The organism is Nonomuraea sp. NPDC003201, assembly GCF_053590415.1.
Genome location: NZ_JBSFTC010000425.1, coordinates 1 through 7414, shown reverse-complemented (window position 1 = coordinate 7414; position 7414 = coordinate 1). Strand labels below are relative to the sequence as shown.

Annotated in this window: 7 protein-coding genes; all 7 read right to left on the bottom strand. The window is 68.4% G+C overall.

Annotated features, from left to right (window positions below; translation table 11 throughout):
* The coding region (locus tag ACWDX9_RS56565; RefSeq protein ID WP_449971229.1) for an AfsR/SARP family transcriptional regulator at positions 1-381 on the bottom strand (381 nt) is incomplete at its 3' end.
* A gap of 314 nt (positions 382-695) precedes the next feature.
* Complete coding sequence (locus ACWDX9_RS56560; RefSeq protein WP_449971226.1) at positions 696-2609, bottom strand: glycoside hydrolase family 127 protein; 1914 nt, start codon at positions 2607-2609, stop codon at positions 696-698.
* A complete protein-coding gene (locus ACWDX9_RS56555; protein ID WP_449971222.1) occupies positions 2606-3241 on the bottom strand; it encodes a YesL family protein in 636 nt (211 codons plus the stop codon). The genes ACWDX9_RS56560 and ACWDX9_RS56555 overlap by 4 nt, the downstream gene beginning before the upstream one ends.
* Complete coding sequence (locus tag ACWDX9_RS56550) at positions 3241-4140, bottom strand: carbohydrate ABC transporter permease (protein ID WP_350734098.1); 900 nt, start codon at positions 4138-4140, stop codon at positions 3241-3243. Before ACWDX9_RS56550 ends, ACWDX9_RS56555 begins: the two co-directional genes overlap by 1 nt.
* Complete coding sequence (locus ACWDX9_RS56545; protein ID WP_449971219.1) at positions 4137-5087, bottom strand: ABC transporter permease; 951 nt, start codon at positions 5085-5087, stop codon at positions 4137-4139. The genes ACWDX9_RS56550 and ACWDX9_RS56545 overlap by 4 nt, the downstream gene beginning before the upstream one ends.
* Entirely contained in the window at positions 5087-6682 is a 1596-nt protein-coding gene (locus tag ACWDX9_RS56540; RefSeq protein ID WP_449971216.1) for a hypothetical protein, read from the bottom strand. The genes ACWDX9_RS56545 and ACWDX9_RS56540 overlap by 1 nt, the downstream gene beginning before the upstream one ends.
* Positions 6683-6822: 140 nt before the next feature.
* On the bottom strand, positions 6823-7414 hold a 592-nt coding region (locus ACWDX9_RS56535), incomplete at its 5' end, for a LacI family DNA-binding transcriptional regulator (RefSeq protein ID WP_449971213.1).

The following is a 7414-nucleotide window of genomic DNA, read 5'->3' as shown; positions in this document are numbered from 1 at the left end:
GCGCAACCGGGCCGCGGCGTCGCTGTGGCGACCCTCCTCCGCGTCGGCGCGCGCGGCGGCTCTGTACTGCTCGAACAGCTGCAGGTCGAGCTCGTCCGCGCCGGCGTGGATGCGGTAACCGGCGCCGACGCGGCCGATGCGCTCCTTGCCGACCAGCGCTCGCAGCTCGTGGACGTAGACCTGCAGGCGCGAGACAGCCGTACGCGGCGAGCGCTCGCCCCAGATCAGGTCGACGAGCCGGTCGTCCGACACCGTGCGGTTCGCATGGAGCAGCAGGGCGGCCAGCACGGTCCGCTGTTTCGGTGAGCCCAGCGCGATCGGCCCGTCAGGCCCGTCGACCGACACCGGCCCGAGCAGCGCGAAGCGCACCTCCGATTCCATGTGCCCCCTTCACGTCCCGATTCCCCCGCGGTGATGCTGGCGAGTGATGATCGTACGACGGGGGGTACGGGAGTGATGGCAAGATCCCGCCCAATCACCAAGATCAGGCGGGATCCCGTCGGCCGGGGGCTACTTCAGGACCCGGAGCGCCCAGAACGGGCTGTCCCAGTATTCGTGGTCCCCGGAGGCTGTCGCGGCCATCGCCGGGGCGGCGGCCGGGACCAGCGCTCTCATGATCTTGTTTCGCTGGAGAACCTGCCTTCGCTCGATGACGCGAAGAGCGTCTCAGCCAAGGCTTCCGTCACGCTTCCCTTTCACTCCCGGATCCAGACGGTCATGTCGGAGAGGCCGCGGTTGGCCCAGGAGAAGTACGGCACGGCGGTCAGCGTGACGCCGCGCCGGGCGGGAGGACGGTCGCCGTACAGCGAGCCGTCGGTCTCGGCGTCCGCGGTGGCATCGGCGTTCAGGGTGACGACACCGGTCCGCTCGTCCGGGACCGCGTGGACGGGAGTGTCGCGGGCGAGGGTGAGGCTGTGCACGGCGCAGTCGTGGTCGACGCCCTCCAGGCAGAACACGATCGGACCGCGCTCGAGTGCGACCTTGCCGGCGGTGGCGGCGACGGCGGGATCCGCCCAGGTCCGGCGGACCTCCATGCCGAGATCGAGCTCGACCACGTCGCCGGCCCGCCAGCGGCGGGAGAGGACGCAGTAGCCGTCGCGGAGGACAGGCTGATCAACGGGCTCGCCGTTGACGGTGACGACCGGCTGGCGGCTCCAGCCGGGGATGCGGACGGCCAGCGCGAATTCCGCCCCGTCGTCGGCGTGGGTGACGGTGACGGCCAGGCGGCCTTCCCGGGGGTAGGCGGTGTCCTGGCGGAGGGTGACCTCGCCGCCGGCGAAGGTGAAGCGGGCGGTGCCGGCCACGTACAGGTTGACGACGGCCTCGCCGGGTCCCTGGGCGTAGACGTAGCGGCCGAGCTCGCTGAGCAGCCGGGCGAGGTTGGGCGGGCAGCAGGCGCAGTCGAACCATTCCTGCCGGGTGACGGTGCCGTGGCTGGCGAGGGGGTTGCCGTAGAAGTAGCGGGTGCCGTCGGCGGAGGCGCCGCTGAGGACGCCGTTGTACAGGGCGCGTTCGAGGGCGTCGACGTAGTGGCCGTGGCCGGTGAGGTTGCTCATCCGCCGGGCCCACTGGACGAGGCCGATCGCGGCGCAGGTCTCGGCGTAGCCGTGGGCGTCGGGCAGGTCGTACGCGGGTCCGAAGCCTTCAATGCTGGGATCGGAGCCGAGCCCGCCGGTGATGTACAGCTTCTTGTCCGTGACGTTGGCCCACAGCCGGCGCACGGCCTGGAGCAGCCGGTCGTCGCCGTACTCGCCGGCCAGGTCGGTCATCGCGCTGTACATGTACATGGCGCGGACCGAGTGACCGACGGCCTCGGCCTGGTCGGCCGCGGGCAGGTGGCTCTGGTTGTACTCGCGGAAGCGCCGCAGGTCCCTGGGCTTCCGGGGGAGCCTGGTGCCGAAGTAGCCGGGGGTGCCGCGCCGCCGCAGTTCGGCCTCGAAATAGTAGGGCTGCTCCCCGCGCCAGTCGATGAACCGCCGGCCGAGGTCGAGGTAGCGGCGCTCGCCGGTCGCGCGGTAGAGCTTGACCAGCGCGAGCTCGATCTCCTGGTGCCCGCAGTAGCCCCCGGCGCGGGGGCCGTCGGGGCTGAAGACAGTGTCGATCAGGTCGGCGTAGCGGCGCACGATGTCGAGCAGCCGGGTCTTGCCGGTCGCCTCGAAGTGGGCGACCCCGGCTTCGATGAGGTGACCGGCGCAGTACAGCTCGTGGGCGTCGCGGAGGTCGGTGAACCGCTCCCCCGGCTTGACGACGGTGAAGTACACGTTGAGGTAGCCGTCGTCCTGCTGCGCGCCCGCCAGCAGCTCGATCGCCTCGTCGACGGCCCGGTCGAGCTCGGGGTCGTCGGTGGTGGCCAGGCAGTGGCTGGCGGCCTCGATCCACTTGGCGACGTCGCTCTCCCAGAAGATGTGCGGCTCGTCCGGATCCCCCGGCCGCCAGGACAGGCTCAGGGCGTCGAACTGCTGTCCGGGCCGGCGCAGCTGGCCCTCCTGGTGCCGCAGCGTACGGGTACGGATCAGCTCGCGGCGTGGCGCCCAGAACTCGTCGTCGATGGTGACCGCGGTCAGCGGCAGCGGCTCGCGACGCAAGGCGGCGGCAGAGGTCATGGTCATGGTGTTCCCAATGAGGTGTCGTGAGATGAGCCCGGGGCCCTGGGCAGGACCGCGGTGCCCCAGACGTAGGCGAAGGAGGCGAAGGCCGGTACGGCGACGCCGAAGACCGGGACCAGCCCCGGGACGACGTAGTACGCGCAGAGGACCACGCCGACCACGAGCAGCGTGACGAGCGCCTGCACCGGGCGGGCGAGGACGAGGATCGCGCTCCGGCGGACGAGCGCGCCCGGCCCCTCGGCGAAGTGGGCGGCGAGGATCCAGATGTTCGCGGTCATGCACGACACGAACAGCGTGACCAGCCAGAGCAGCGCGCCGAGCAGCGGCTCGACGACGCCGAGGTCGGCGCTCTCCAGCAGCCGCCGGTCCACCAGGAGCACCGCCCAGGCCGCCGCGAAGACGTAGCCCACCACGTTGGCGGTGCGGAACTCCTGCCGCCAGAGTCGGCGGAACTCGCGAGGCGCTCCCGGATGCAGGAGCTCGCCGCGGATGACGCCGTACACCGCGGCGGTCGCGGGGAAGACGCCGAGCACGATGCCGCCGGCCAGGGTCCACACGATCCACAGCAGGTGCAGCTTGAGCAGCAGCAGGCCCATCTCGCCCGCCCTCGTGTGCCACGTGAGGACGCGTCTCATCAGCCCTTCACCGACCCGATGAGCACGCCCTTCTCGAAGTAGCGCTGCAGGAACGGGTAGAGCACCAGGACCGGGAGGCTGGAGACGACGATCACGCCGTACTTGATCTGGTCGGCGTACTGCTGGTCGTAGGAGGTGCCGCTGCCGCCGGAAGCTCCGACGCCACCGGCGAACGCCTGGTTGGACAGGAGGATGTCACGCAGCACGATCTGCAGCGGTTGCAGCGCGTTGTCCCGGACGAACACCATGCCGGTGAAGAAGTCGTTCCAGTGCTGGACCAGGTAGTACAGGCCGATGACCGAGACGATCGCCTTGGACAGCGGCAGCGCGACCCTGGCGAAATACTGCAGGTACGACACGCCGTCGATCATCGCCGCCTCGAACAGCTCCTTCGGCAGCGAGTGCTCGAAGAACGCGCGGGCGATGATGAGGTTGTAGACGTTCACCGCCGACGGCAGGACGAACACCAGCCAGTTGTCCAGCAGGCCGAGGTCGCGATAGAGCAGGTACGTCGGGATCAGCCCGCCGTTGAAGAACATCGTGAACACGAAGAACAGCATGAGGATCCGCCGCGGGCGGAACTCCGGCCGCGACAGCGCGTACGCCGCGGGGATGGTCACGACGAGGTTCAGCGCGGTCCCGACGACGCTGTAGAGCAGCGTGTTGCGGTAGCCCGTCCAGATCCGCTCGTCGTTGAAGATCTCCCGGTACCCGAAGAGGTTGACGCCCTTCGGCCACAGCCACACCTCGCCGGTGGAGATCAGCGACGGGTTGCTCACGGACGCGATCACCACGAAGTAGACCGGATAGACCACCGCGAACAGGACCGCCACGCAGATCGCGCCGAGCGCCAGCGTGAAGACGACGTCGCCCGGTGTCTTCTTGCGGAAGAATGTCACCACAGGCTCCAGTTCGACACGCGGCGGGCGATCGCGTTGGCGGCGATCAGGAACGCGAAGTTGATGACCGTGTTGAACAGGCCGATCGCGGTGGCGTAGCTGAACTGCGTGCTGAAGATGCCGATCTTGTAGACGTACGTCGCGATGACCTCGGACACGGGGAGGTTCAGGTTGTTCTGCATCAACCAGACCTTCTCGAAGCCGGTGTTCAGCACGCCGCCCATGGTGAGGATGAGCAGGATCACCATGGTCGGCACGATGCTCGGGACGTCGACGTGCCGGATGAGCTGCAGCCGGTTCGCGCCGTCCACCCTGGCCGCCTCGTACAGCTGCGGGTCGACCCGCGAGAGCGCGGCGAGGTAGATGATGCTGTTCCACCCGCAGTGCTGCCACACGTCGGAGATCACGTACACCGGCACGAAGGCCGCCGTGTCGCCGAGGAGGTTCACCCCGTCGAGGCCGAACAGGGCGGAGACCCGGGTGAGCAGCCCGGTGGACGGGTTGAGGAACGCCTGCAGCATGCCGACGATGACCACGATCGAGATGAAGTGCGGCAGGTACGTCGCCGTCTGCATGACCCTTTTGCGCCGGCCGCCGGCGATCTGGTTGATCATCAGCGCCAGCAGGATCGGCGCGACGAACCCCACCACGAGGGTGGTGAAGGCGATGACGAACGTGTTCTTCAGCAGCGGCCAGAACAGCGGGCTGTCGAAGAACTGCCGGAAGTACTTCAGGCCGACCCAGTCCCCGCCGGTGAGCCCGGCGGTGAAGTCGAACTCCCGGAAGGCGAGCTGGATCCCGTACATCGGGACGTACATGAACACGGCGACGAACCCGACGGCCGGCAGGACCATGAGCCACAGTTGCCAGTACCGCCTGACGTGCCGGCCGGCGCCCATCCTTCGGGCGCCGGCCGGCTTGCGAGCCGCGACGAGAGACTCCGCCATCAGCGCGTCTTCACGTACTCGTCGTAGTAGCGCTGGTAGATGTCGATGTTCTTCTGCAGGCCGGCGTTCTGGACCTGCTGGACGTACTGGCCCCACTGATCCTCGACGCCGCCCTTGGTGATCCACTCGGCGAACTTCGTCATCGCGGTGTTGAGCATCGTGGTGTTGTTCAGCCCGAGCTGGTTGGTGTCGTCGGGCTTCATCTGGATGAACTGGAAGGGGTAGACGTCCTTGTCCACGTCCATGTTCGCCAGCGCCTTCCGCAGCGGCTCGGTCTGCTCGACGGCCTCGTCCAGGTCGGCGGGCAGCTTCACCTCGATGTCGTCCCGGATCCAGACCGGGCCGGCGTCGGCGATGGTGACGGTCCACTTCCAGGTCGACGGGTCGACCTTGGGGTCGGCCGGGGGGAGCACCTCGTACTCCTTGTCGCTGATCTTCTTGACGTACTTGCCGAGGTCGCCCCACAGCACCTGCAGCGACATCTCCTTGTCGTAGAGGGCGTTGACGATCTTGAGCGCCGCCTGCTTGTTGCTCGTCTTGGCGGACATGAGGATCTGGTTCGACGGGAAGTTCTCGCCGTTGGAGTCGTACGTCCAGGTCACCGGGGTGGTCTGGCCGGCTTTGGCCAGCAGCGGCGCCATCGCGACGTACTGATCGGCCAGCTCGGCGCCGAACCGGTCGCTGGCCGTCCAGCCCCAGCTGAAGCCGACCTTTGCCACCTTGCCGGAGCCGCGGCCGACCGCCTGGTAGGCCGAGTAGTCCTGCGTCATGACGTTCTTGCTGACCAGGCCGGCGGCGTAGCAGCGATGGAGGAACTCGATCACCTGCTTGTAGCGCTCGTCGACGAGGAAGTTGCCGACCTTGCCGTCCTCCAGGAAGTAGCCCTGGCCGCCGCCGCCCGCGATCGGCAGGCCGACGCTGCCGAGCAGCACGCTGGGCTGGAAGTAGCCGAAGCCGTCCGTCCCGACCGGTGACCAGTCCATCGGGATCTCGTCGTTCTTGTCACCGTTGCCGTTCGCGTCCTCCTCCTTGAACGCGACGAGCACGGTGTAGAGCTCGTCCCAGGTGGTCGGGACCTTCAGGCCGAGCCGGTCGAGCCACTGCTTGTTGATGTACTGGTGGGTCACGGTCGTCGGCCAGAACCGCTTGTAGCCCGGGACCGCGTAGACCTCGCCGCCGGTCAGCGTGGCCATCGACTTCAGCTGCGGCTTCGCCGCGAACAACGCCTTGACGTTCGGGAGCGCGTCCAGGTCGTCGGCCAGGTTCTCGAAGAGCGTCCGGTACGTGCCGAGGTCGGCGTTCGTGATCGCGTTCGTGCCGATGATCAGGTCCGGGACGTCGCCGGCCGCCAGCATGGTGGACTTCTTCTGGTCCCAGTCGGCGGAGATCTCCTGCCACTGGATCTTCACGCCCGCGATCTTCTCCAGCTGTTTGGGCCACTCCATCGTGCTCATCGGCTTGGTCAGCGGATGCTTGTTGACCAAGATCCGCAACGTGTTCGGATCGCCGGAGTTCTTGCCGGAGCAACCCGCGAGTGCGGTGAGGCCGGCCGCGACGACGAAGGCCCGGCGGGACAGAGCCGGTGAGGTGGCCATGCGGTCCTCCTGAGGGGGGACGGAGGGGTGTGACCGAGATCTCGGTGAATGTTTCAGCGATGTTAGGGGCCGTCATTCAGCGTTGTCAATGACAAGACAATCAGGGGAAGAAGTGACCGCGTCGAGGGGTGCGGAGTGGGTCAGGCCGGCCCGGACGAGTCGCGAATCAGCAGGTGCACACCGGTGTGCACCTGCCGGGCCGCGCCGTCGTACCCGTCGAGGCGCTCGATGAGCAGGTGGACGGCGGCGGCCACCATCTCGCCCTGGTCGGGGCTCACCGACGACAACGACGGGATCGTGAACTCCCCCTCGTCGGTGTCGTCGAAGCCGGTGACCGCGACGTCCTCGGGGATGCGGATGGCGTGCGCGCGCAGGGCTTTCAGCACGCCCACGGCGATCGTGTCGTTGACGCAGACCGCGGCGTCGAACCTGGGGCCCGAGCGCCGCAGCAGCCCCACCATCGCCTCGTAGCCCGAGGCCCTGCGGTCCCAGTCGGAGCTGTAGGCTACGAGCGAAGGATCATGCTCTATGCCGTGCTCCTCCAGAGCGGCGACGAACCCGGAGTAGCGGTCCCCGGTCGGGACTGCGCCCGCCGGACCGTTCCACACGAACGCGAGCCGCCGCCGGCCGGTGGCCAGCAGGTGCCGGGTGATCGCCAGGAAGCCCGCGTGCTCCCCCATCAGCACGCCGTCGAGCGTCTTGATCGGCGCCCCGCCGAGGGCCACCGCCGGG